This is a genomic window from Sphingopyxis sp. NFH-91 (genome assembly GCF_021401285.1).
Lineage (GTDB): Bacteria > Pseudomonadota > Alphaproteobacteria > Sphingomonadales > Sphingomonadaceae > Sphingopyxis > Sphingopyxis terrae_A.
Map to the genome: position 1 here is coordinate 179,797 of NZ_JACBGA010000002.1, position 20,338 is coordinate 200,134.

22 protein-coding genes are annotated in these 20,338 nt (G+C 65.3%); 9 read left to right on the plus strand and 13 right to left on the minus strand.

Annotated elements, in window-relative coordinates; translation table 11 throughout:
- Positions 1-9 precede the first annotated feature (9 nt).
- Together L0963_RS05800 and L0963_RS05805 are read left to right on the plus strand one after the other, a co-directional pair.
- Positions 10-1,368: an NAD(P)H-hydrate dehydratase gene (locus tag L0963_RS05800; RefSeq protein WP_234178766.1), complete on the plus strand. Its 1,359-nt coding sequence runs from the start codon at positions 10-12 to the stop codon at positions 1,366-1,368.
- Positions 1,369-1,382: 14 nt separating this feature from the next.
- Complete coding sequence (locus L0963_RS05805; protein WP_442800548.1) at positions 1,383-2,582, plus strand: class I SAM-dependent RNA methyltransferase; 1,200 nt, start codon at positions 1,383-1,385, stop codon at positions 2,580-2,582.
- On the opposite strand, the gene L0963_RS05810 is transcribed toward L0963_RS05805, so the two are convergent.
- The 5 genes from L0963_RS05810 to L0963_RS05830 all read right to left on the minus strand — a co-directional run bounded on the left by L0963_RS05810 (position 2,583) and on the right by L0963_RS05830 (position 6,839).
- Entirely contained in the window at positions 2,583-3,017 is a 435-nt protein-coding gene (locus L0963_RS05810; protein ID WP_186402075.1) for an MAPEG family protein, read from the minus strand. It lies immediately after the preceding gene.
- Positions 3,018-3,027: 10 nt separating this feature from the next.
- A complete protein-coding gene (locus L0963_RS05815) occupies positions 3,028-3,459 on the minus strand; it encodes an MAPEG family protein (RefSeq protein WP_058811540.1) in 432 nt (143 codons plus the stop codon).
- A gap of 91 nt (positions 3,460-3,550) precedes the next feature.
- Entirely contained in the window at positions 3,551-4,711 is a 1,161-nt protein-coding gene (locus tag L0963_RS05820) for a CaiB/BaiF CoA transferase family protein (RefSeq protein WP_186402074.1), read from the minus strand.
- Positions 4,712-4,849: 138 nt separating this feature from the next.
- Positions 4,850-6,136, minus strand: a complete 1,287-nt coding sequence (locus L0963_RS05825) for an ATP-binding protein (RefSeq protein ID WP_234178767.1) — start codon at positions 6,134-6,136, stop codon at positions 4,850-4,852.
- Positions 6,129-6,839 carry a response regulator gene (locus L0963_RS05830; protein ID WP_186402072.1) on the minus strand — a complete coding sequence of 237 codons (711 nt, stop codon included), beginning with the start codon at positions 6,837-6,839 and terminating at the stop codon, positions 6,129-6,131. The genes L0963_RS05825 and L0963_RS05830 overlap by 8 nt, the downstream gene beginning before the upstream one ends.
- A gap of 172 nt (positions 6,840-7,011) precedes the next feature.
- Here L0963_RS05830 and L0963_RS05835 point away from each other — a divergent pair, with 172 nt between their 5' ends.
- Both L0963_RS05835 and L0963_RS05840 read left to right on the plus strand, forming a co-directional pair.
- Entirely contained in the window at positions 7,012-7,521 is a 510-nt protein-coding gene (locus L0963_RS05835) for a hypothetical protein (RefSeq protein WP_186402071.1), read from the plus strand.
- Between the two features lie 91 nt (positions 7,522-7,612).
- Positions 7,613-8,044: an EF-hand domain-containing protein gene (locus tag L0963_RS05840; RefSeq protein ID WP_234178768.1), complete on the plus strand. Its 432-nt coding sequence runs from the start codon at positions 7,613-7,615 to the stop codon at positions 8,042-8,044.
- 79 nt (positions 8,045-8,123) lie between these two features.
- On the opposite strand, the gene L0963_RS05845 is transcribed toward L0963_RS05840, so the two are convergent.
- The 5 genes from L0963_RS05845 to L0963_RS05865 form a co-directional block, all read right to left on the minus strand.
- Complete coding sequence (locus tag L0963_RS05845) at positions 8,124-9,314, minus strand: type III PLP-dependent enzyme (protein ID WP_062902609.1); 1,191 nt, start codon at positions 9,312-9,314, stop codon at positions 8,124-8,126.
- 145 nt (positions 9,315-9,459) lie between these two features.
- Positions 9,460-10,632: a carboxynorspermidine decarboxylase gene (locus L0963_RS05850; RefSeq protein ID WP_186402070.1), complete on the minus strand. Its 1,173-nt coding sequence runs from the start codon at positions 10,630-10,632 to the stop codon at positions 9,460-9,462.
- 13 nt (positions 10,633-10,645) lie between these two features.
- Positions 10,646-10,996: a DMT family protein gene (locus L0963_RS05855; protein WP_003043688.1), complete on the minus strand. Its 351-nt coding sequence runs from the start codon at positions 10,994-10,996 to the stop codon at positions 10,646-10,648.
- Positions 10,993-12,081, minus strand: a complete 1,089-nt coding sequence (locus tag L0963_RS05860; RefSeq protein WP_062902607.1) for an alpha/beta fold hydrolase — start codon at positions 12,079-12,081, stop codon at positions 10,993-10,995. Before L0963_RS05860 ends, L0963_RS05855 begins: the two co-directional genes overlap by 4 nt.
- 103 nt (positions 12,082-12,184) lie before the next feature.
- Positions 12,185-13,393, minus strand: coding sequence for a saccharopine dehydrogenase family protein (locus tag L0963_RS05865; protein WP_186402069.1), 1,209 nt, complete (start codon positions 13,391-13,393; stop codon positions 12,185-12,187).
- Positions 13,394-13,460: 67 nt separating this feature from the next.
- On the opposite strand from L0963_RS05865, the gene L0963_RS05870 reads away from it, so the two are divergent.
- The 5 genes from L0963_RS05870 (at position 13,461) to L0963_RS05890 (ending at position 17,631) form a co-directional block, all read left to right on the plus strand.
- Positions 13,461-14,450, plus strand: coding sequence for a threonine ammonia-lyase (locus L0963_RS05870; RefSeq protein WP_234178769.1), 990 nt, complete (start codon positions 13,461-13,463; stop codon positions 14,448-14,450).
- 56 nt (positions 14,451-14,506) lie between these two features.
- Positions 14,507-14,962: a hypothetical protein gene (locus tag L0963_RS05875; protein WP_186402067.1), complete on the plus strand. Its 456-nt coding sequence runs from the start codon at positions 14,507-14,509 to the stop codon at positions 14,960-14,962.
- A 159-nt stretch (positions 14,963-15,121) separates the two neighbouring features.
- Positions 15,122-16,348 (plus strand): DUF3419 family protein, encoded by a 1,227-nt coding sequence (locus L0963_RS05880; protein ID WP_186402066.1) that lies wholly within the window; start codon positions 15,122-15,124, stop codon positions 16,346-16,348.
- Positions 16,345-16,986: a class I SAM-dependent methyltransferase gene (locus tag L0963_RS05885; protein ID WP_186402065.1), complete on the plus strand. Its 642-nt coding sequence runs from the start codon at positions 16,345-16,347 to the stop codon at positions 16,984-16,986. The genes L0963_RS05880 and L0963_RS05885 overlap by 4 nt, the downstream gene beginning before the upstream one ends.
- A gap of 42 nt (positions 16,987-17,028) precedes the next feature.
- A complete protein-coding gene (locus tag L0963_RS05890; RefSeq protein WP_186402064.1) occupies positions 17,029-17,631 on the plus strand; it encodes a GNAT family N-acetyltransferase in 603 nt (200 codons plus the stop codon).
- Here the strand turns inward: L0963_RS05890 and L0963_RS05895 are convergent.
- Genes L0963_RS05895 through hemA form a run of 3 tightly spaced genes read right to left on the minus strand, consistent with a single transcriptional unit; the run spans position 17,628 to position 20,301 of the window.
- A complete protein-coding gene (locus L0963_RS05895) occupies positions 17,628-18,338 on the minus strand; it encodes an NAD(P)H-dependent oxidoreductase (protein ID WP_186402063.1) in 711 nt (236 codons plus the stop codon). The genes L0963_RS05890 and L0963_RS05895 overlap by 4 nt on opposite strands.
- 56 nt (positions 18,339-18,394) lie before the next feature.
- Complete coding sequence (locus L0963_RS05900; protein ID WP_186402062.1) at positions 18,395-19,084, minus strand: nitroreductase family protein; 690 nt, start codon at positions 19,082-19,084, stop codon at positions 18,395-18,397.
- Positions 19,081-20,301, minus strand: coding sequence for a 5-aminolevulinate synthase (gene hemA / locus L0963_RS05905; RefSeq protein ID WP_062903231.1), 1,221 nt, complete (start codon positions 20,299-20,301; stop codon positions 19,081-19,083). Before hemA ends, L0963_RS05900 begins: the two co-directional genes overlap by 4 nt.
- Positions 20,302-20,338: the final 37 nt, after the last annotated feature.

Here is a 20,338-nt window from a genome sequence, read left to right on the forward strand (position 1 = left end):
GGAAAGGGCATGTCCGTTCCCGCCGATGCACCGATCCTGACCGCTGCCGCGATGCGCGAGGCCGAGACCGCGACGGTGCGCGCGGGCGTGTCGCTTGGGGATTTGATGGAGCGCGCGGGCGCCGCGGTCGCCGATCTCGCCTGGCGCATGACGGCAGGCGCGCCGATCCTGATCCTTTGCGGGCCGGGCAATAATGGCGGCGACGGATATGTCGCGGCGCGCCGGCTCAAGGCGCGCGGCGCGGCGGTGAGGGTTGCCGCGCTTGGCCTGCCCACCACCGATCTGGCCAAGGCCGCGCGCGATGCCTGGGACGGACCCGTCGAAAGCCTGAGCGACGAAACGGCTGCGGCGCCATTGATCGTCGACGCGCTGTTCGGCTCCGGGCTGACGCGGCCGCTGGCCGATGATCTGGCAGCGATGTTGCGGCGCTTTTCCGAGCGGCGGATATTGTCCGTCGATGTGCCGAGCGGGGTTGCGAGCGACGGCGACGCCGACTGGCTGCCGCCGCTCGCTGCCGACGTGACGTTGGCGCTCGGCGCGCTCAAGCCCGCGCATGTGCTGCTGCCGACCGCACCCGCCTGCGGGCGCTGTCTGCTGGCACCGATCGGGATTGCGGCGGACCGCCATATGCAGACGCTGCCTGCTCCGACGCGCGGGGCGCCCGCCGCCGATGCGCATAAATATAGCCGCGGCATGGTCCTGGTCGCGTCCGGTCCGATGCCGGGCGCGGCGGCGCTGAGTGCGTCGGCGGCGCTGCGCGCCGGGGCGGGCTATGTCGTGCTCGAAAGCGATCGCCCGGCGCCGCTGTCGGCGATCATCGCCGAAGAGGGCGACGCCTTTGCCCGGCGGCTCGGCGATCCGCGTGTCGGCGCGTTCGTCATCGGCCCCGGCTTTCCCGCCGGCGATGCACTCGATGAACAACTAGCCGCCGCGCTGGCAAGCCGGACGCCGGTGGTGCTCGATGCGGCGGCGATCCCGGCCGCGCTTCCGAATCTCGAAGGCGGAGACAGGAGCGCGATCCTGACCCCGCACGCGGGCGAGTTCGCGCGCGCCTTTCCGGAAGCGACCGGCAGCAAGATCGACCGAGCGCGTGCCGCGGCGGCACGGGCGCGCTCCGTCGTGATTTACAAGGGCGCCGACACGGTGGTCGCCGCGCCCGATGGGCGGATATGCGCGGCCTGGCCCGGGAGCCCCTGGCTTGCGACGGCGGGGACCGGCGATGTCCTGGCGGGGGCGTGCGGCGCGATGCTGGCGCGCGGCGGCGACCCCTTCGATGCCGCGGTCGCAGCCGTCGGCTGGCATATTGCGCAGGCGCGGCGTATAGGCGCCGGCCTTGTCGCCGACGATCTTGTTGCCGCGCCGTTCTGACGAAAGCTATACCCGTGACCGAAACCGACCTGATTGTCCGCATCGCCGCGCGCGGCGACGGCGTAACCGCCGACGGTCGCCATGTCGCGGGCGGAGTTCCGGGCGACAAAGTGGCCGCCGACGGAACGCTCGTCGCCGGGCCGAACCACGCGGTTCCGGTCTGCCGACACTTCGGCAAATGCGGCGGCTGCCACCTCCAGCATGTCAGCGAGGCGGCGCTTGCGGATTTCGTGCGCGAGCGCGTTGCCGGGGCGCTCGCCGGTCAGCAGGTGACGGCGGGCGATGTCCGCCTCGCGCGTCTGTCGCCGCCCCATAGCCGCCGCCGCGCGGTCCTCACCGCGATCAAGGCGGGCAGACAGGTCGCGATCGGCTTCAACGCCGCGCAGAGCAATCAGATCGTCGACATGCGCGAATGTCCGTTGCTCGCGCCGGAACTCTTCGCGCTGATCGCTCCGATCCGCGATCTGCTCGGACTTATCGCGCCGCAGCGGCGCCCGGTGAAGGTCAAGCTGCAACGGCTCGATCAGGGCGTCGAACTCATCCTCGAAGGCGTGAAGGCCGAGGGGCTCGATGCCGCGATGGCGCTGCAGGATTTTGCCGGCGCCCATGCGCTCGCGCGGTTCGCCATCGATCAGGGCGACGGGCTCGAAATCCTGTGGCAACCCGAACCGCCGACGGTGTGCTTCGGCGACATTGCCGTGGAAGTGCCGCCCTTTGCCTTTCTGCAGGCGACGACTGCGGGCGAAGCGGCTCTGCTCGGCGCGGTGCGCGAGGCAATCGGCGATGCGCCTGCGGTGGCCGATCTGTTCGCGGGCGTGGGCACCTTCGCGCTATCGGTGCAGGCGGGACGGAAAGTCTACGCCGCCGAGGGCGCGCGCGATGCGATCGCTGCGCTGACGGGGGCCGCAAACCGCGCGCGGGCGCTGGTCGCGACCGAGCATCGCGACCTGTTCCGGCGGCCGCTGGTGCCTGCGGAGCTCGACCGCTTCGGCGCCGTGATCCTCGACCCGCCGCGCGCCGGCGCCGAGGAGCAGGTGAAGCAGCTTGCCGCCGCGGCGACGCCCGTGATCGCTTATGTCAGCTGCAATCCGGCGAGCTTTGCCCGCGACGCGAAGTTGCTTGTCGCGGGCGGCTATCGACTCGACTGGGTGCAACCCGTCGGCCAGTTCCGCTGGTCGACCCATGTGGAACTGGCCGCGCGGTTCAGTCGCTGATCAATGCAGCACGAAACCCATGAAGGCATGCAGACATAGCGCGATCAGCGCGAGACTGGCGAGCGCGAAGATGGCAAAGCGCCACATCACGCGGTTGACCGTCGCCTGCACAATGCTGTGGACGATACGCAGGCCGACATAGGCCCAGGCGATCTGGGCATTCAGCCCGCCGCCCATGCCGCCGACCGCGAGCGCTAGCGCGACGGCATAGAAGACCGTCGGCTGTTCCATCAGATGGTTATAATTATGGGCTTTCCACTGCACCTCGGGCGGAAGCACCTCGTCGAGCCCGCGCCCGGTCGTACCGACCAGATTCTTCGCGTCGATCTTGGCGCGGTTCATCGCGGGGATGCGCGTCGCATACATCCACACCCACATGGCCATCGACCAGAGCGCGAGCGTCGCGACCGGCCCCAATATTGCATTCGTGTCCATGATATCCCCCTCAGCCCAAGGTTGCGATAACGGCCAGCACCGACAGCGCGAGCAGGCAGAATGTCGATAGTGCAAACAGCGCGAAACGCACCGGAACCCGGTTGACCGTCGCCTGCCACAGGCTGTGCACGATGCGCAGCACGACATAAGCCCAGGCGAAGCCCTGCGTCAGCGCCGTGTCACCACCCGACAGGTGCAGAAAGACGATCACCGCATAGAAGAGCGTCGGCTGTTCGAGCAGATGCGTGTAATTGTGCGATTTCCAGTTCACGCCGGGCGGCAACACCGGCTCCAGATCGGCGCCGCGACCGCCGGGCTGCGCCGTTTTGACGTCGATTCCGGCCTTCGCCATCGCCGGGAAGCGCGTTGCCGCAACCCAGACGAGCATGATGAGCGTCCAGAGCACGAGCACCGCGCCGGCCGCCAGCAGATTTCCTGGCATAAAGTCCCCCTTGTCCTCGCGGCTCGTTCACGACCTGGCCGCCTGCGCGCGATGCTAGGGCGTGCGTCGCAATATGCAACGGAAACTGATGTCAGGGAGCGCCGCGCGCCAATTCGTCGCGGATCGCGGCTCCGTCGCCGTCGATCCGCGGCGCGAAGCGGGGTTCGACATGCGGCGCGGAGCCATAGCGCACGGGCGAGCGCATCTCGAAAAAGGAGCCGACGTCGGGATGCTCGCGCCGGTGGAAGAAGCCCGAGGCGCGCAAATGCGGATCGTCGATCACATCGTCGAGATCGCGCGCCACCATCGCCGGGATATCGTTGGCGGCAAAGATTTCCAGCCATTCGGCACTGGTCTTCGCCGGCGTCTTGCGCGCGATTTCGGCATAGACGAGCGACATATGGGTTCCGGCGGCGCGCGCCGCCTCGAACGCCGGACTTACGAGCAGCGCCTCGCTGCCCAGCAAGGTCATCAGCCGCGCGGTCGATTCGGGCGTATAGGGTACGATCGCCAGATAGCCGTCGGCGGTGGGGAAGGGCTGGCGGCTCGGATCGAGCTGGCGCGGATAGCCGGCAGGTCCGATCGGCGGGTCGAGCGCGGCATCGCGCAGATGTTCGGTGAGCATGAAGGCCGCGAAACATTCAAACATCGGGACTTCGACGGCCTGGCCTTCGCCAGTGCGCAATTTGTGGACCAGCGCGGCGAGAATCGCCTGCGCGCCGAACTGGCCTGCGATCTTGTCGGCGATCAGCGAGGGAAAATAGCGGGGCCGCGGGTCGCCATCGACGCGCGGCAAGAGGCTGGTCGTCCCCGTCGCCGCCTGGATGACGTCGTCATAAGCCTGGAGGTCGGCATAGGGGCCATTCTGGCCGAAGCCGGTGCCATGGACGTAGATGATATCGTCCTTCAGCGCCTTGCAACTCGCATAGTCGAAACCGAGCCGCTCGATCGCCTTGCTGCGGACGTTGTGGAAGAAGACGTCAGCCCCGGCGATCAGATCGCGCAGCACGGCGGCATCGGCGGGCTGCTTGAGATCGAGCGCGATCGAGCGCTTGCCGCGATTGACGGTCAGATGGATCGATCCCATCGTCGGGTCGCTGCGCGCGGACCCCAGATAGCGCGATACGTCGCCGAGGCCCGGGGCCTCGACCTTGATGACCTCCGCTCCAAGATCGGCGAGCATCTGCGTGGCATAGGGGCCGAAGATGACCGTGGTCAGGTCGATGATGCGGATGCCTGACAACATGGTCATGCCCGCGCGCGCCCTGCCTGCGCACGCCGCCATCTCGATCGTGCTGATGACGTCCGCATTGCTTGTCCTCCCATCTGCTTTGCGCCGCCACGATAGAATGGTTGCGGAACAAAACGGAAGGGCAAATCCGCCAGCGGATCAATTGTCTATTGCGAGCGGAAGGTCGATGGTCGCGGCGAAGCCCTCACTGTCGCGGGCAAAGTGCAAGCGTCCGCCGATCGCCCGGACCGCGCGGTCGGTGATCGCCAGCCCGAGCCCCGCACCGTCGCCGCCGCGTGCGCTATCGCCGCGGGCGAAGGGGCGCAGCATCGCTTCGGCCTGGCCGGCGGACAGCCCCGGCCCGGCATCGCGGACCACGATGCGCAGCCGGTCGCCCGCGATCCGGGCGGTAAGTGATATCGGTGCGGCGCCGTGGCGCAGCGCGTTGCCGAGCAGGTTGGCGACAGCACGGGCCAGCGCGTGCGGGCGCGTACGGATGACGATATTGTCGCCGAGCGATATTGTCGCGCCGTCCGTTGCCCCGCAATCGGCGACGATCTGGCGCAGCAGCGGCGCGAGATCGGTGCGCGCGATCGTTTCGGATTCGAACCCCCGCGCGAAATCGAGAAATTGGCCGAGCATGGCTTCGATGCGGTCGACCTGCCGCACCGCGACATTTTTGAGCTCGTCGTCGCCGCGGATCATCTCGAGCGACAGGCGAAGACGGGTAAGCGGGGTGCGCAGGTCGTGACTGACGCCGCCCAGCATCAACGCGCGGTCGGCATCGTTGCGGGCCAGGCGCTGGGTCAGCCGGTTGAAGGCGGTCGCAACCGCCGCGACCTCGGCCGGGCCGTCGGTCGCAACGAGCGGCGACAGGCGTTCGGGGTCATAGGCGTCGACCGAAGCGGCGAGACGGCGCAGCGGGCGATCGAGCCGGCGCTGCAGGAACAGGCCGGCGATTGTCGCGACGAGGAAGGCCGCCGCAAGCGCGGCGAGCAGGCTGGTCATCGCGCTGCGCCGACGCGGCGGTGTCACGCTCACCCAATAATCATCGGGGCCGAGCGCAAGCCTGATCCACAGCCGCCCGCGCGTGTCGGTAATCCAGTCGAGCTTGTGCTGTGTCGTCAGGCGCGCGGCGAGCGCCCGCATGAACCTATATTCGATGAAGGTGGGAAAACGCTGCCCGTCGGTCGGGGGAGCGGAAACGGGGCGGATCAGCAAATGCGATCCGTCGCTGAGGTCGGCGATCACGGCTGCGCGGCGATCGGCTGGCAGATTTCCCACTGTCGTCGACAGCGCATGGATCATGTCGGCGGTCACGTCGGCGACGCGTGTCGTTTGCGGGCCGATCACCCATATCTGCACCAGCAGCCCGGCGAGCAGTTGCCCCGCGAGCACGACGCCGATCAGCATCGCGACGTTGCGACTGAACAGCCGCCTAAGCATCGGTGCCCGGCGCCAGCACATAGCCGACGCCCCATATTGTCCGGATGAAGCGGGGATTGGCGGCATCATCGCCAATCGCCTTGCGGAGACGGCCGATCTGCACGTCGATCGCCCGGTCGGTCACTTCGGCGTCGCGCCCGAGCGCGCGGTCGATCAACTGCGCGCGGCTGAGCGGCCGTCCGGCGCTCCGCGCGAGCGCGGCGAGCAGTGCGAATTCGCGCGACGAGAGCGTCAGCGCCTGATCTTCGCGGCGCACCGACATGGCGGAAAAGTTGATGACGAAGGGCCCGATGGTCACCACCTCGTCGCGCAGCGTTGCCCGGTCAGTCGAAAGACGGCGAAGCAGCGCATTGATGCGCGCGACCAGTTCGCGCGGGAGAAAGGGTTTGCCGAGATAATCGTCGGCGCCCATTTCCAGGCCGAGCACGCGATCGACCGGATCGCCGCGCGCGGTCAGCATGATGATCGGGATCGTCTCGTCGCGCTCGCGCAGCCGGCGCACGATCGCCAGCCCGTCTTCGCCCGGCATCATCAGATCAAGCACGATCAGATCGGCCGGATCGCGCGTCAGGCTGATATCCATCGCCTTGCCGCCGTCGGCCGCGCGTACGGCAAAACCATGCTCGGCCAGAAAGCGCTGGAGCAATGCGCGCAGTTCGGGATCGTCGTCGACAATCAGGATGCGGGGTGGCTTGGCGTCCATGGACCCGACATGCCAGCCCGGTGGCACCGTCGCCAGAGCCAAAGATGTGACAAAGCATGTCGAAGCGGCACCTGTGTCGCATTTTGCCGCACAGTCGCGTTTGGCCGACATCGCCGCGATACAGGGCAGGGGCATTGGACGCTGGTCTTCACCATCAGGAAGGATGAAACCGATGAACACCCCCTCCCGCATTTTGACCGCCTTCGTCGCGACCGCTGCGCTTGCCGCCGTTACCACCGCCGATGCTCGGCAGGGTTCGTTCCGCGCCCGCGGTTCGAACGGCGTCGTCGCCGGCAGCGCAGGGCCGAAGGGCGGCGTGATCCGCGGCCGCGGCGCTGTACAGAACGGCGATGGATCGGTGACCACGCGCTCGGGCGGTGCGTTCCGCGGTGCCAATGGAAGCAAGGGCAGGCGCCAGTCGACGACGACGGTAAAACCCGACGGTTCGCTGACCCACAGCGGCAGCGCGTCGGCCACCGGCGCGCGCGGCACCTTCGACAGCAGCGGCGCCGTCGCGCGCGCAGCCGACGGAAGCTGGTCGGGCGGTCGTTCGACGAGCGCCACCAATTCGGCAACCGGCACCAGCTATTCGGGATCGACGACGATCGATCCCGCGACGGGCAAGCCTGTTCACAGCGGAACTTGCACCGACGCGTCGGGCGCCGTCATCCCCTGCCGTTAACCGGGGCCTCCCCCCTCCAGACCCACCCCGGTTGGGAGGGGCGTCCCCATCGCCCCTCCCGTAACGGCATCGAGACGCTATCAGGATATTTATGCGAATCAGGACTGTCTTGCCGCTTGCCGCCTTTGCGGCGTTTCTTCCGGCAATGGGTGCGCTGGCCGCGCCCGGCGGCGATTTCGAACGCGCTGCGCAGGAATTGCGCGACGCCGACCGCAATGGCGACGGCGCCGTAAGCCGCGCAGAGTTTCAGCACTATCGCGTCGGCCGCTGGGCGAAGATGGATCGCAACGGCGATGGCTATTTCAGCAGGGACGACTTGCCCGCGCTGGCGCGGTCGCGCTGGGATGGCGACCGCATGACGCAGCTGCGCCGCGATTTCGACAAGAATCGCGACGGTCGCATCTCGCGCGCCGAGTTCGTCGGCGGGCCGATGCCGATGTTCGATGCCGCCGACAGCAACCGCGACAATCAGGTCAGCAAGGCCGAACTGCAGGCGTTGGGGCCAAAGGCGAAAGCGCGGTAGCCCGACCTGCGGGCGCAATGGAAAAAAGGGCTGGCGCATCGCTGCGCCAGCCCTTTTTCGTTTGGCTTTTTCCGCTGGCTCAGAAGAGCTTGGTCACCGTCGCGCTGCGGCGTTCCTGCTCGACTTCGCCGGTGTAGAGGCTCACCATCGGTTCGTCGCTGACGACGTGGGTTTCCTCGGCACCGAAGCCATTGAACCGCGTCCGCATCGCGCAGCCATAGGCGCCGAGAATGCCGATCTCGATGAAATCGCCGGCCTTCACATCGGCCGGGAGATAGAAGGGGCCCGCCATATGGTCGAGGTCGTCGCACGTCGGACCATAGAAGCTGAACGCCGTCATCTCGTCGCTCGCCGTCTCGCGGATCAGCGAAACGGGGAAGCGCCAACCGACATGCGCGGCATCGAACAGCGCGCCATAGGCACCGTCGTTGATATAAAGCTCTTCGCCGCGGCGTTTTTCCACGCGCACGATCAGCGAGCTATATTCAGCCGACAGCGCGCGGCCCGGTTCGCACCACAGCTCGGCCGAATAGCTGATCGGCAGACTCTCGAAGCTGCGGTGGATCGTGTCGAAATAGGCGTCGAGCGGCGGAGGCTCCATGCCCGGATAGGACGACGGAAAGCCGCCGCCGACATCGATGATATCGACCGTCACCGCGGCCGCCACGATTGCCGCGCGCACACGTTCCATCGCCTGCGCATAGGCGTGCGGCGTCATCGCCTGGCTGCCGACGTGGAAGCAGATGCCCAGAGCATCGGCCGCCTGACGGGTCGCCATCAGCAGTTCGGCGACATCTTCGGGCTCGGCACCGAATTTGGCGGCGAGGCTCAGCTTCGAATGATCGGACGAGACGCGCAGACGGACGAGCAGGTTGAGATCCTGCGCGCCCTCGGTCGCGCGGACGATCTTTTGAAGTTCGTCCATCGTGTCGAGCGAGAAGGTGCGCACGCCATATTTGAAATAGGCTTCGTGGACGGCTTCTTCGGCCTTGACCGGGTGCATGAAACACAAGGTGGCGCCGGGCAGCGTGCGGGCAACGAGACGCACTTCCGCGATCGAGGCGACGTCAAAATGGGTGACGCCCGAATCCCACAGCACGCGCAGCAGATCGGGCGACGGATTCGCCTTGACCGCATACATGGTCGTGCCGGGAAATCGCTCGATGAAGAAACGCGCTGCGCGCCGCGCGGCGTGCGGGCGGACAAGCGTAACAGGTTCGACCGGCGAAAGTGCCTGAATCAGCCCGTGGGCGCTATGATGCTGGTGCAACTCAAGGGACCCCCAAAATTAACGTTAAACATCAAAGGCTGCCTTGCGGTTATTGGAAGTCCCCCTGGGGCAGCGGGGTGCGCATATATGGCGGGGGGGCCCCCCTGTAAAGACCCTTATCGGACCGCGCGTTAACTTCTGGCGTTCAACCGAGCCGCGCTTTGAAATCCTCATAGGAAAAGCGCCGTATCTCCGTCAGTTCGTCGCTCTCGCTATCCCACAGCCAGATAGATGGCAGCGGGACGCCGTTGAAGCTGTTCGTCTTCACCATCGAATAATGCGCCTGATCGAGGAAGGCGAAGCGCTGGCCGATGCGCGCGCCACCGGGCAGCCGGTAATCGCCGATCACATCGCCGGCGAGACAGGACGGGCCGCCGAGCCGAACCGGCTTGCCCGTGCTTTCCTCCCCCAGCATCGCCGGGCGATAGGGCGCCTCGATGACGTCGGGCATGTGGCAGGTTGCGGAAATGTCTGTGATGCCGATCGCCATCCCATTGTCGAACAGGTCAAGGACTTCTCCGACGAGGATGCCCGCATCAAGCGCGACGGCTTCGCCGGGTTCGATCATCACGTCGCAGTCGGTCGATGCGCGCACCTGCTTCAGGAAGGCGATTAGGTCATCCGTTTGATAGTCGGCGCGCGTCACATGGTGGCCGCCACCGAAATTGATCCATTTGAGCTGGCGGAAAAAGGGACGCAGCATCGGTTCGACCGCCGCCCAGGTGCGCGCGAGCGGAGGGAAATCCTGCTCGCACAGCGTGTGCATATGCACGCCATCCACACCGTCCATATGTTCGGGCAAAAGCTGGCTGATCGGAAAACCGAGCCGGCTGCACGGCGCCGCGGGGTCATATTTGGGGACATCGCCTTCGCTATGCTGCGGATTGATGCGCAGCCCGACATCGAAGGTCACACCCTTGGCGCGCAATTCGGCGAGCAGCGGACGGAAGCGTGCAATCTGTCCCGGCGAATTGAAGATCAGATGATCGGACAGCGCCGCTATTTCGGGCAGATCCACTTCCTTGTAGCCTGCGCAATAGGTTGCAACCTCGCCGCCATATTCCTCGCGGCCGAGCTTGGCTTCGTAAAGCCCCGAGGCGCACACCCCGTCGAGATAGTGCGCAACCGTCGGGCCGAGCGGCCACATCGAAAAGGCCTTGAGCGCGGCAAGCACCCGCGCGCCCGACGCGTCGCCGATGTGGCGGAGGACCGACAGGTTCGCGCGAACCTTCGCCGCATCGACGACGAAGGCCGGTGAAGGGACGCGGTTTAGGTCAAAATGGGCGAAGGCTCCGGGGTCGCCGGCACGGGTTTCCATGATATCGTTCCTGTCAGGCCGCGATCGGCCCCTTGAAGATGAAAAAGGCGCCCGCCGCGATCAGTGAAAAGCCGACGAGATGATTCACCGTCAGCTTCTCGCCGAGCCAGAAGACCGCGAAGCCCGCAAAGATGATGAGCGTGATCACTTCCTGCAAGGTCTTGAGTTCGGCGGCGGTGTAGACGCTATAGCCGATCCGGTTCGCCGGAACGGCCAGGCAATATTCGAAGAAGGCCAGCCCCCAGGCGAGCAGCACCGCGAGCCAGATCGGCCGCGACATGTCGCCGAGGTGGCCGTACCAGGCGAAGGTCATGAAGATGTTCGAGACGAACAGCAGGCCGATCGGCAGAAGATAGGCGATCATTTCTTCTCTTTCGTCAGCGGCAGCACGTCGTTCAGCAATGCGGCAAAGAAATGTCCCGGCTCTTCGACCATCGGCATATGCGCAGAATGTTCGAGCCACACGAGCGTCTTCGACGGCGCCTTGACCTGCGCGAACCAGTCGGCGGCGACCGGTGAAGGAACGGTATAGTCGTGGCGGCCGAGCAGGAAGATCACCGGGACGTCCATCCTGTGCACACCCCGGAAGCTCACATCGGCAAGACGCGGCCACAGCGTCTTTACCGAAAATTCGCTGCCCTTGCCCCACGCCTGAACGTCGGCGGCGGAATATTCGGGCGAAAGCCGTGGGGTCTGGAAATAATATTTCAGATCGGGCTTGTTGTAGATCAGCGAGCCGTAGGGGATCGCATATTTGCGCCAGCCATCGGCTTTCTCGATCGTGAAGTTGCCCTGCGGATAGGGCGCGAGGCCGTCGATCGCTGCAACGGCCTCCTTGTTCCCGGCGGCCAGCGCCTTTGCACGTGTCCAGGCCATGCCGGCTTTCTCGCCCTCGCGAAAATCTATGCCTTGGCCGACGCCGACATAGGCGTAGAGCAGATCGGGGCGTTTGACCGCAACCGACAGGCCGACGATCGAGCCCCAACTGTGGCCCATCAGGACGACCTTGCGCTTGCCATAGCGTGTCTTCAGCAGTTCGATCAATTCGATGGCGTCGTCGCGGTAACGCTCGGGCGTCATCGTCGGCGCGAGCGCCACCGGATCGTTCAGCGGATAGCTGCGCCCGGCGCCGCGCTGGTCGTACTGGACGACCGTGAAAACGTCCTCCCACGGCCGCTGGAATGCCCATGCAAAAGGCATTTCGACGGCGCCGGGGCCACCGTGAACGAAAACGAGAATCGGGTTGTCGCGGTCCGCGCCGCGCACGTTCACAACCTGCCGCGCGCCGCCCAGCGTCGCTTCGAACGTCTCCTGCACACCGTTCGGCGTGACGATCTTGCCGATGTCGGCAACAATGGCGCGCGCGGGAGCATAGGCGTCGTCGGTTTGGGCGGCAGCGGGGGCGACGCAGGCCGCGAGCAGAGCAAGTGCGGCTATTCGAAGTCTCATCGATGATCCAACCCTCGTCGTTCCCGCGAAAGCGGGAACCCAGTTCAGACGTTGCTACCGGGTTCCCGCTGTCGCGGGAATGACGAAATTGAAAGACGTGGCGTCAGAAATCCAGCGGCGCGTCGAGTTCCTTCACCTGCCAGGGCAGGCCGTGCTTCATCAGCATGTCCATGAAGGGGTCGGGGTCCATCTGTTCCATGTTGAACACCCCCTTGCCGGACCAGGTGCCGGTGACCATCATCGCCGCGCCGATCATCGCGGGGACACCGGTCGTATAGCTGACCGCCTGATTGCCCGTCTCGGCATAGGCGTCTTCATGATCGCAGATATTGTAGAGATAGAGCGTCTTTTCCTTGCCGTCCTTGCCAAGGCCGGTTGCGATGACGCCGATATTGGTCTTGCCCTTCGTCGTCTCGCCGAGGCTCGACGGTTCGGGGAGAACGGCCTTCAGGAACTGCAGCGGGATGATTTCCTTGCCTTCATACATCACCGGGTCGATCCGCGTCATGCCGACATTCTGAAGCACGGTCAGGTGCTGGATATAGGCATCGCCGAAGGTCATCCAGAAACGGATGCGCTTGATCTCGGGCAGATGGGTTTTGAGGCTTTCGATTTCCTCATGATACATGAGGTACATATTCTTCGGGCCGACCGCCTCGAAGTCGAATTGCTGCTTCACCGACATCGGCGGTGTTTCGACCCAGTCGCCATTTTCCCAGTGGCGCGCGACCGCGGTCACTTCGCGGATGTTGATCTCCGGATTGAAGTTGGTCGCGAAATGCTGACCATGGTCGCCGCCGTTGCAGTCGAGAATGTCGAGCGTGTCGATGCGGTCGAAATGATGCTTGCGAAGCCAGGTCGTGAACACACTCGTCACCCCCGGGTCAAAGCCCGAGCCGAGCAGCGCCATCAGGCCGGCGTCCTTGAACCGGTCGTCATAGGCCCACTGCCAGTGATATTCGAACTTCGCCTCGTCGCGCGGCTCGTAGTTGGCAGTGTCGAGATAGTGCGCGCCGGTCGACAGGCACGCCTCCATGATCGTGAGATCCTGATAGGGAAGGGCAAGGTTGACGACATGCGTCGCCCCCACCGAGCGGATCAGCGCGGCGGTCGCGTCGATATGGTCGGCGTCGACCTCGGCGGTCTTGATCGTTACGCCGGTGCGTTCCTTGACCGATTCGGCGATCGCATCGCATTTGAACTTGCGGCGGCTGGCAAGGGTGATGTCGGGAAAGATATCGGGGTTCATCGCCATCTTGTGAACCGCAACCGATCCGACGCCACCGGCGCCGATCACCAGAACCTTGGTCATTCGAAAATCTCCTGTCGCGGCGATCATCGCCGCTTGTCTTGTATGCCGCGCCCTATAGGACGAAGCCATGACACAGCAAAGCCCCGATCCCTTGCCCAGCCCTGACCGCGCGCCGAGCCTCGCCGGAGTGGAACGCGCGGCGGCGAAAGTCGCTGCACTCCTGCCGCAAACGCCGCTCCTGCCGCTCGATGTTGGCGGCCGAACGATATGGTGCAAGGCCGAATGCCTGCAACCGGTCGGCGCGTTCAAGATTCGCGGCGCGTGGCACCGGCTGACCGACCTGACCCCAGATCAGGCGGCGGCAGGTGTGGTTGGCGTATCGAGCGGCAACCATGCCCAGGGTGTCGCCTGGGCGGCGAAGCGGCTGGGGATCAAGGCGACGATTGTGATGCCAAGCAACGCGCCGCAGATGAAGCTCGCGGCAACACGCGCGCTCGGCGCGGACGTCGTGCTTTATGACCGCGTTACCGAATCGCGCGATGCGGTCGCCGCAAGGTTGCTCGACGAGCGCGGCGGCACGCTCGTCCATGCCTATGGGGACCCGTGGATCATCGAAGGGCAGGGGAGCGTGGGGATCGAGGCGCGCGCTCAGCTGGCCACGCGCGGCATTGTGGGGCCCGACAAGGTCGTCGCCTGCTGCGGCGGCGGCGGTTTGTCGGCGGGACTGGCGCTCGCCTGTCCCGATGCCGAGATCGTCGCTGTCGAACCCGAAGGATGGGACGATGTAACCCGCAGCCTCGCCGCCGGCAAAATCTTGTCGGTCGAGGATCTGGCGGCGCCGACCGAATGCGACGCGTTGCAGACGCCGCAGACGTGGCCGATCAATTTTGCGGTGCTGCAGGCGCGGGGCGTGCGCGGCGTGGTCGTGACGCGCGATGAAGTGCGCCGCGCGATGCGCGTTGCGTTCGAAAAGCTTCATCTCGTCGTCGAACCCGGCGGCGCGGCGGCGCTGGCGGCGGTCCTTGCGGGAAAGGTCGAGCCGGGCGAGGCGACGCTGGTGACACTGTCGGGCGGCAATGTCGATCCGCAAAAATATGCCGAGATCATTGCCGGCTGAGCCATCAAGGATATTTGTCGGCGCTGGCGCGTTTACGAAGGCGAAGGAGACGCAAGATGACGAAGACCATGGTTCTGGCCAGCGCCGCGGCGATGGCCCTGCTCGCGGGTTGTCAGAAGGCCGAAGCGCCCGCCCCGACACAGACCGAAACGACCGAGGTTCCGGTCGAAACCGCAATGCCGGCCGATGCTGCTGACACCGCAGCCGGGAGCGATCCGGCTACTGCACCGCACCGCTTTGCCAGTTGGGCTGGAAAGTGGACGGGGGTAGAGGGCATGTACGTCACCATCACCCCGACCGAACCCGAGCATTACAAGCTGGAGATGCAATCCGATCTCGACACCAAGGGCACATATGACGGTTGGGACAGCGAGCATGGCATCAAGTTCAAGCGCGGCGACGAGGAATTGAGCCTGCATCGCGGCAACGGCGACGATACCGGCCTCAAATATCTGGCGGGCAAGAAGGAATGCCTGATCGTGAAAAGCGGCGAGGGCTATTGCCGCGACTAATTGGCCTCCATCCCGGCAGCCCGACCTCTGCCGGGATGTCGGGATAGGATCATAATTTTCGTCCGTGTCGCCGATTTGTCATCGAAACGACGCGGGAATCGCAACATAGGCTGCCATGCGCGGCCCCGGATGCATTGCTTTTCCGGGAGACCATGACCGATGGCCAGCCAAGCAAACCTCAAGATCGCCACCGCCGTCGTGCGCGAGGATGCCGACCAGAAACAGCGCCTGCTCGACCGCGCCTTTGCGCTGGCCTTCAAGGGCCTTGTCTATGCCCAGATATGGGAAGACCCGGTGGTCGACATGGAGGCGCTTGCGATCGAACCGGGCAACCGGATCGCGACGATCGCAAGCGGCGGTTGTAACGTCTTCTCCTATCTGACCGCCGACCCCGGCGAGATCGTCGCGGTCGATCTCAACACCGCGCATGTCGCGCTCAATCATCTGAAGCGCACGGCGGTCGAGCGTCTGCCTGATCATGCCAGCCTTCGCCGCTTTTTCGGCGATGCCGACAGCAAGCTGAATATCGCCGACTACCAGCATTATATCGCGCCGCATCTCGACGCGGTCAGCCGGGCTTATTGGGAGGGGCGCGATCTCGCGGGACGGCGCCGGATCGGGGGCTTCGCACGCGGGGTCTATCGGCGCGGCCTGCTCGGCAGTTTCATCGGCCTTGCGCATCTGGCGGCGCGGCTGAACGGCGTTGATCCGCGTGTGTTGCTGACCGCGGAAAGCGTCGCCGAACAGCGGGCAATCTTCGACGCGAAATTCGCGCCCTTTTTCGACCGCGGCTTCATTCGCTGGGTCACGGCACAGCGGTCATCTCTTTTCGGGCTCGGCATTCCGCCGGCGCAATATGATGCCCTGGCGGGCGGCAAGCCGATGGCCGACGTCCTGCGCGCGCGGCTCGAAAAGCTGGCCTGCGATTTCCCGCTCGCCGAAAATTATTTCGCCTGGCAGGCGTTCGGGCGCGGCTACGCCAAGGATGATAGGGCGCCGCTGCCGCCCTATCTTCAGGCCCGCCATTATGATGCGGTCAAGGCGCGGGCGGGGCGCGTGGGGATGCTCCACGCGAATATGACCGACATGCTGGCAGCGTCGGACGCCGCGAGCTTCGATCGTTATGTCTTCCTCGACGCGCAGGACTGGATGAGCAACGCGCAGCTTGCGGCGTTGTGGACCGAGGTTACGCGCACCGCGCGGCCGGGCGCGCGCGTGCTGTTCCGCACCGCGGCCGAACCCAGCCTGCTGCCGGGGCGCCTGCCCGACGATCTGCTGCGCCGCTGGGACTATCGGGCCGAGGACTCGGCGGGCTTCACGCGCCGCGATCGCTCGGCGATATATGGCGGCGTGCATCTCTATGTGCTTCGGGACGCCGGCATATGAGCGGCCATGGGGCGTTGATGGACCGCGTCTATCGCGGTCAGCGCCACATCTATGATGCTACGCGCAAATATTATCTGCTCGGCCGCGATGCGCTGATCGCCGATCTGGCGCCGCCGGCGGGTGGCAGCGTGCTCGAGATCGGTTGCGGGACGGGCCGCAATCTGATCGCCGTCGGACGGGCATGGCCCGAGGCCGAGCTGTTCGGGATCGATATATCGGCGGCCATGTTGGAAAAGGCCAACGCATCGCTTGCAAAGGCCGGGATTGCGGCATCGCTCGTTCGGGGCGACGCGTGCGATTTCGACCCGGTGGCGCTGTTCGGTCGTCTTACCTTCGACCGCGTCTTCATCAGCTATGCGCTTTCGATGATCCCCGACTGGCGGGCGGCACTCGCCCAAGCGGCGCGCTGCGTCGCACCGGGTGGACGGCTTGAGATTGTCGATTTCGGCCAGCAGGACGAATTGCCCGGCCTGTGGCGCCGATTGCTGTTCGGCTGGCTGTCGCATTTTCACGTCGCGCCGCGCGCCGATCTGCCGATCGCGGTCGCGAACCTGGCGGGGGAGGCCGACGCCGCACGGGTCAACTGCGATCGGCTCTATCGTGGATATGCGATCCGCGCGGGCCTCGCGCGGCGCTGAAAAACTGCTATCCCCATGCGCGCAACAGGGGGAGAGTGGGCGATGGAGCAGGCAATCGTGACGGCGCGGCTCGGCGATGCAGCGGTTGTGGGCGAAACGCTGGCGCAGGCATTCCAGACCGATCCCGCCTTGTCGTGGATACTGCCGGACCCCGCCCATCGCGCGCGGGCCTTGCGCGGACTGTTCCGCACGCTCGTCCCCGCAGATATGCGCGCGGGCGTAGCGCTGCGATCCGATGCGGGCGAGGCGGCGGCGCTGTGGCGTGGGCCGGGACGAGCGCACAGCGGCGGGCTGGAATTCTTGCGCACCGTGCTGCCACTCATCGCAACCTTCGGCACGGCGCTCCCGCGCGGACTGAAGGTTCAGGGCAGCATCGACGCGCACCGGCCCAAAGGGCGGCGCTTCTGGTATCTCCATTATGTTGGCGTGCGCCCCGATCATCAGGGAAAGGGGCACGGCGGGCGGATCATCCGGGCGCAGACGGCGGTGGCCGATGCCGATGGCCTTCCTTGCTGGCTGGAAACGGCGACGCCCGAGAATGTGCCGCTGTACGAGCGGCTTGGCTTCGTGATCGAGGCCGAATGGGACGTTGCGGGCGGCGGCCCCCATTTCTGGGGCATGATGCGGCAACCGGTCCTGACCTAGCCCTGGCGTCGGACGAAATTCTCATAGTCGGCGGCGTGTATGACAGGGAGTGTGGGCGCCGACGCGAGGTTCATCAGTCGCAACCGATACTGGGCAAGCGTCGCCGCGCGCTGAAGCTCGGTCATTCGCGATGGACCGTATACGATAAATGGTTCGATCACCTGAAAACCCGAGAACCGCAAAATTCCGTGATGGATCGGATAGAGTATGGGATCGATCGGGCCGTAGAGTCCGTCATCCGAATAGGGTGCCGCCCCGCCGCCGGTCGTAACCGACAGCATCGCTCGCCGCGGCGCCAGGCGCCCTTGGTCAAGCCATTTGCCGCCGCCATAGGCGACGCCCACGGCGAACACGCGGTCGATCCACCCTTTCATGATTGCCGGCATTCCCAGCCACCAGATGGGGAATTGAAAGATTACCGTGTCGGCCCACAGCAATTTGTCCATCTCTGCGCGCAGGTCGCTTGAGAAACTGCCGGCGGATGCGGCGAAACGCTCTTCGGCCTGCTGATCGTATCGCTCCGGATTGGCGCGTATCCTGAAATTGCGTCGATCCGATACCGGATCCCACTCCATGGCATAGAGGTCGGACACGACCAGTTCGTGACCGATTGTCGGCAATAATGCGCGGGCGCTATCGGTTAGCGCGCCGTTGAAGCTGCGGGGTTCAGGGTGGGCGTGGACGATCAGGATGCGCATGGCCGTCATTCGGCGCCTGCGGCTCCAACGTTACAGAGGGCTCTCGAAAGGCGGGGCGCTTGCGATCAATCGTCGAAGCCGACGAAGCGCACCGCCTCGTCGATGTTCTTGCGGTTCGATACCACGGCATTGGCGGGAAACGCCTCGTCGGGCCAGCCCATGGCGACGCAGATCATGATGACCTGATCGTCGGGGATTTGCGCATGTTCGCGCACGACCGGGCTTTGCATTATCCCCTGGCTGTTGATGACACACCCCAGCCCACGCGACCAGGCGGCGTTGACCAGCGCATTGGTCACGGCGCCGCAATCGAAAGGCGCGATATCGCTGCCGAGCAGCACCCGGTCATAGGTGACGACGATGCTGACCGGCGCGTCGAATTGGCGAAAGCCGCGCAGCACCCAATCCTGCCGCGCGTCCTTGTCGTCGCGCGCGATCCCCATCGCTCCGAAGAGCTGCTTGGCGATTTCGATCTGCCGGAAGCGATGCTCCTCGGCGATGCCGTCGAAACGCCGAAACTCTCGGCTGTCCGGCTTGCCGGCAAGAATACCTTCGGTGTTGCCCCGGCGGATTTCGGCGAGCGCGTCGCCGGTGACGACCGAGAAATTCCAGCACTGGTTGTTGAACGACGAGGGCGCGCGCATCGCGACGCCGAGGATTTCGGCGATCAGTTCGCGCGGAACGGGCTTGTCGAGAAAGCCGCGGATCGAGCGGCGGCCGCGAACGACCGCGTCATACGCTTCGACTTGCGTCACGCGGCGATTTTGAATTCGAGTTCGAGCCGGCCCCAGATTTCGACCAGCGCCTGCGTCAGCTCGCGCATCATCGCTTCGTCATGCGCCGGGCCGGGCGTGAAGCGCAGGCGTTCGGTGCCGCGCGGCACGGTCGGGAAATTGATCGGCTGCACATAGACGCCATATTCGGCGAGCAATATGTCGCTGATCTTCTTTGCGCGCACCGGATCGCCGACCATCAGCGGGACGATGTGCGTCACCGAATCCATGACCGGCAGGCCGGCATCGCGGAAGCATCGCTTAAGGTAAGCTGCGGCGGCCTGCTGCGCATCGCGTTCCTCGCTCGACCCCTTGAGGTGACGGACGCTGGCGAGCACGCCGGCAACGAGCACCGGCGACAGGCTGGTTGTGAAGATGAAGCCCGGCGCGTAGCTGCGGATCACATCGACGATATTCTTGTCGGCAGCGATATAGCCGCCCATCACGCCGAATGCCTTGCCCAGCGTGCCTTCGATGATGGTTACGCGGTGCGCGGCTTCGTCGCGTTCGGTGATACCGCCGCCGCGCGGGCCGTACATGCCGACTGCATGGACCTCGTCGCAATAGGTGAGGGCGTTATATTTGTCGGCAAGGTCGCAGATCGCGTGGATCGGGGCGACGTCGCCGTCCATCGAATAGACGCCTTCGAACGCGATCAGCTTCGCCGCGTCGGGATCGTCGGCGGCGAGCAGTTCTTCGAGATGCGCGAGGTCGTTGTGGCGCCAAACGCGCTTTTCGCAGCCCGAATTGCGGATACCCGCAATCATCGAGGCGTGATTGAGTTCGTCCGAATAGATGATGCAGTTCGGGAGCAGCTTGCCGAGCGTGCCGAGCGTCGCTTCGTTCGAGATATAGCCCGAGGTGAAGAGCAGCGCGCCTTCCTTGCCGTGCAAATCGGCGAGTTCGGCTTCGAGATCGATGTGATAGTGGGTGTTGCCGCCGATGTTGCGCGTGCCGCCCGATCCGGCGCCGACGTCGTGCAGCGCCTCTTCCATCGCGGCGATGACCTTCGGGTGCTGGCCCATCGCGAGATAGTCGTTCGAACACCAGACGGTGATCGGCTTCGGCCCGTTATGCCCCGCAAAGCAGCGCGCGTTGGGGAAGGCCCCCTTGTTGCGCAGAATATCGATAAACACGCGGTAACGGCCTTCTTCGTGAAGGCGGTCGATGGCCCGGGCGAAAATATCGTCGTAGTTCACTTGCATGCCCCGCAGTTTCGGGTGCGCGGCCCCCGCC

What these genes read in the sequence shown, in the direction of transcription:
- L0963_RS05820 (WP_186402074.1), bottom strand. Translation starts at nt 4,711, where the DNA reads ATGACCATGTTGTCAGGCATCCGCATCATCGACCTGACCACGGTCATC.
- L0963_RS05865 (WP_186402069.1), bottom strand. Translation starts at nt 13,393, where the DNA reads ATGACCAAGGTTCTGGTGATCGGCGCCGGTGGCGTCGGATCGGTTGCG.
- L0963_RS05835 (WP_186402071.1), top strand. Translation starts at nt 7,012, where the DNA reads ATGAACACCCCCTCCCGCATTTTGACCGCCTTCGTCGCGACCGCTGCG.
- L0963_RS05890 (WP_186402064.1), top strand. Translation starts at nt 17,029, where the DNA reads ATGGAGCAGGCAATCGTGACGGCGCGGCTCGGCGATGCAGCGGTTGTG.
- L0963_RS05830 (WP_186402072.1), bottom strand. Translation starts at nt 6,839, where the DNA reads ATGGACGCCAAGCCACCCCGCATCCTGATTGTCGACGACGATCCCGAA.
- L0963_RS05815 (WP_058811540.1), bottom strand. Translation starts at nt 3,459, where the DNA reads ATGCCAGGAAATCTGCTGGCGGCCGGCGCGGTGCTCGTGCTCTGGACG.
- L0963_RS05840 (WP_234178768.1), top strand. Translation starts at nt 7,613, where the DNA reads ATGCGAATCAGGACTGTCTTGCCGCTTGCCGCCTTTGCGGCGTTTCTT.
- L0963_RS05850 (WP_186402070.1), bottom strand. Translation starts at nt 10,632, where the DNA reads ATGGAAACCCGTGCCGGCGACCCCGGAGCCTTCGCCCATTTTGACCTA.
- L0963_RS05825 (WP_234178767.1), bottom strand. Translation starts at nt 6,136, where the DNA reads ATGCTTAGGCGGCTGTTCAGTCGCAACGTCGCGATGCTGATCGGCGTC.
- L0963_RS05800 (WP_234178766.1), top strand. Translation starts at nt 10, where the DNA reads ATGTCCGTTCCCGCCGATGCACCGATCCTGACCGCTGCCGCGATGCGC.
- L0963_RS05880 (WP_186402066.1), top strand. Translation starts at nt 15,122, where the DNA reads ATGGCCAGCCAAGCAAACCTCAAGATCGCCACCGCCGTCGTGCGCGAG.
- L0963_RS05895 (WP_186402063.1), bottom strand. Translation starts at nt 18,338, where the DNA reads ATGACGGCCATGCGCATCCTGATCGTCCACGCCCACCCTGAACCCCGC.
- L0963_RS05860 (WP_062902607.1), bottom strand. Translation starts at nt 12,081, where the DNA reads ATGAGACTTCGAATAGCCGCACTTGCTCTGCTCGCGGCCTGCGTCGCC.
- L0963_RS05875 (WP_186402067.1), top strand. Translation starts at nt 14,507, where the DNA reads ATGACGAAGACCATGGTTCTGGCCAGCGCCGCGGCGATGGCCCTGCTC.
- L0963_RS05810 (WP_186402075.1), bottom strand. Translation starts at nt 3,017, where the DNA reads ATGGACACGAATGCAATATTGGGGCCGGTCGCGACGCTCGCGCTCTGG.
- L0963_RS05870 (WP_234178769.1), top strand. Translation starts at nt 13,461, where the DNA reads ATGACACAGCAAAGCCCCGATCCCTTGCCCAGCCCTGACCGCGCGCCG.
- L0963_RS05885 (WP_186402065.1), top strand. Translation starts at nt 16,345, where the DNA reads ATGAGCGGCCATGGGGCGTTGATGGACCGCGTCTATCGCGGTCAGCGC.
- L0963_RS05855 (WP_003043688.1), bottom strand. Translation starts at nt 10,996, where the DNA reads ATGATCGCCTATCTTCTGCCGATCGGCCTGCTGTTCGTCTCGAACATC.